This window comes from Brucella sp. 22210, from assembly GCF_052045675.1.
GTDB lineage: Bacteria > Pseudomonadota > Alphaproteobacteria > Rhizobiales > Rhizobiaceae > Brucella.
Window position 1 is genome coordinate 1 of record NZ_JBQEPD010000109.1, and the last position, 2,543, is coordinate 2,543.

The following is a 2,543-nucleotide window of genomic DNA, read 5'->3' on the forward strand; positions in this document are numbered from 1 at the left end:
AATTTCCATCTTAATGCTATTACCAGTCATAATGTGAACAGTAGTCCTATCACTTATTTAAGTGGCAGAAACTGTCCGGGCAATTAGGGGGCTATTCCATCCGGTCACGTTCTTCAACCTTAGCTTAACCGGTGTTGTCTACCTTAAATACAGCGATAGCGACGTCGATTCTACTGGATATGTGGTCGTGCACTGCGCCGACACCACCGTTACAGACCGCTGCGTCCTGCTGCGAAATGACGGCAGCTTTCGTCTCCATACTGACTGACATTTTTATACCAAGCGGATTGTAAAATATGATGATGACTGACGAGGACGCCCTGAAATTGCCTTCAGAGGACAGGATGGGCTTTGCCGCTCCAAAAAACCCGACACACTCGCTCATGCTGTTAAACAGCTACATGCGAACTGACATGCTGCTGCATATTCATTTGCGTATGAACAAATTGCAGGAGGAAGGCCAATCTGGTTCGCCGCTGCAACATATAGCGAGGAGCCTACAACAGGTCGTCAACATTTGGGACGAGCTCGATCTGTTTGAGTGTTTTACGCGAAACCATTTTCACATCGATCCGGGATATGCGTTTCGACCAGAACAGGACTATTTGCATGACATCGAATTAATGAAGCATCACCTTAAATATTTTAGAAAAACAATTGAAAATGATCGATCTTCATCGTGCATCAAGCATGTGGGTAGAACCGTCAGTGCCTCGATATGTGAGACAACAACCTCGCGAAGACGAGGGGGGTAAGGTTGAACTATGCGCCGCTGCATTTTCCTGATCTGCTCATTTGCGGCATTGATTTTTTCGGCCAACCATCGTTTTAACCCGATATTTTTGGCTTCAAACGCTGCCAGTTCATCCAAAATGTCAGCTACAAGTTCAGGAGACGGCTTGATCTTATCCTGTTTATCAGAAATCGACTTTAAACGACTGTAAGTACGGCAGTTATCAGCTTTCCGCCATCGGTAAGGAGTTCGTCACCGTGGACTAATTCTCGCGGTGCGCTCGATCAGATCGGGCGCGCCGTCGCAGTTGTGAACATCAGCGCCATGCACGATGCCTTGCGCCAGCATGAACGAAGCAGAAATATCCGGGCAGCTTCGTAAAGAGCGTTCGCATTACCGCATTACCACACAGCGATATGCATCCCACACGCTTACTTCTCCCGACGCGTTGAGCTTCGGCGTCAACTGACCTGATGTGGTGGACGGCCTCCGCTCCCGGCAACGTAATGTGCCAAAGTGTGGCTGTCGAAAGTCACATAAGATCACAACCTCCGCAATACGACGGGACCAACAACCGGGATCGTCATCGGTCGGCAACTCGTATTGTTGCGTGGGGTGTCCAGAACCTTCTTGTGCAACCGGGCAAATTCCTCACGCAATTTACGCCGCTGTCCGCGGCAACTCCATAATTTCCTGAAGATCCGCCATGCAACAAAGTCCGACCGCTAGACCGATCCGTTCAAGTTCCAGGGCGGCATCTGTATAACGTCAACCTCGTCTGGTATAGTCGCGGCCGCTGAGTTCAGCCAGGCCCTTCCATCGTCTTTGAAAACACAAAGAACCATAATCTGCTGAAATAGCTCAACCTGATTTCGGTTCGATTGATATGTAGGGTGCTACGTTCTGGGATTGAGACAAAACTGGAATGCAGCGATCATGCTTCATCACAAACACCAATGAGGATCACCATGAAGCCGGCGACCGTTTTGAAAACTTTAGCAATCATTTTCCTTTTGATTAGCGCTCAGATCCTTCATTTAATCATGACTGCACCAGCACAATATCACGCCATGTATTGCAAACGCTCAAATGTAATGTGTGATATTAAAATGACCAATGTGCAACACGCGGCACTCGGGCCTCACAAAGACAAGCCTCTGTAACCAGAGCAATCGGGATGTCACACCATGTGGTAGACCGTTCATTTTTGGAAATTTCATGCCATTGATGTTACCCTCCAACATGGATGCAGATAATGAAACGCGATTTCAGAGAAACAGTTTCCGGAATGATTCTGGATTTCGCTCAAGCGATTGCCGTCATGGGTTTGCTGTATATTTTGCTACAGGAAGCACTAAATCACAATTGGGCCTATTCTTCTTTGGTGTGGGACTTCTAGCACTAGGTTTGGTTGCTGCCACAGTCCGGCAGATCGTCGTGCAATACGCCATTAGAGGCAACCGGTTACGAAACTAATATAGCGCGGCGATCAGGATGAGGCGCTGGCGACAATCCGGGTTCTTCCGCAAATTTGGCGCAGTCCAGTACCTCGGGCCCCACCATCTCTGCCTGGACTTTTCAGGGGGATGCCAGCAGGCAGCTTCGGAACAGCTCACACCCGGCCAGTCCATACATTTGACGTTTAAGTGTCTGAGAGTCGGTTTTGAAAGTCATTGATATCGAGCCCATCGTCTGACTAGCAGCATTACGAGGCATAGAGGAAAGCCGCGGCAGATTTGATTGAAGCTTCGAAGTCCTTCGCGAGACGTCTGTTTCGATTGATCCATGCAAAAAAGCGCTCGACAACCCA

General features: G+C 48.7%; 2 protein-coding genes and 1 pseudogene. 2 read left to right on the plus strand and 1 reads right to left on the minus strand.

The genetic code is table 11. The annotated features are described in order from the left end of the window. The first annotated feature begins 296 nt into the window (after positions 1–296). The gene (locus ACTJKP_RS26665) at positions 297–755 is read left to right on the plus strand and encodes a hypothetical protein (RefSeq protein ID WP_440632803.1); all 459 of its coding nucleotides are present in this window, start codon (positions 297–299) and stop codon (positions 753–755) included. Between the two features lie 1,233 nt (positions 756–1,988). Continuing rightward, positions 1,989–2,132, plus strand: a complete 144-nt coding sequence (locus tag ACTJKP_RS26670) for a hypothetical protein (RefSeq protein WP_440632804.1) — start codon at positions 1,989–1,991, stop codon at positions 2,130–2,132. Positions 2,133–2,438: 306 nt separating this feature from the next. On the opposite strand, the pseudogene ACTJKP_RS26675 reads toward ACTJKP_RS26670, so the two are convergent. After that, positions 2,439–2,543: pseudogene (locus ACTJKP_RS26675) on the minus strand (IS5/IS1182 family transposase); the annotation flags it as partial.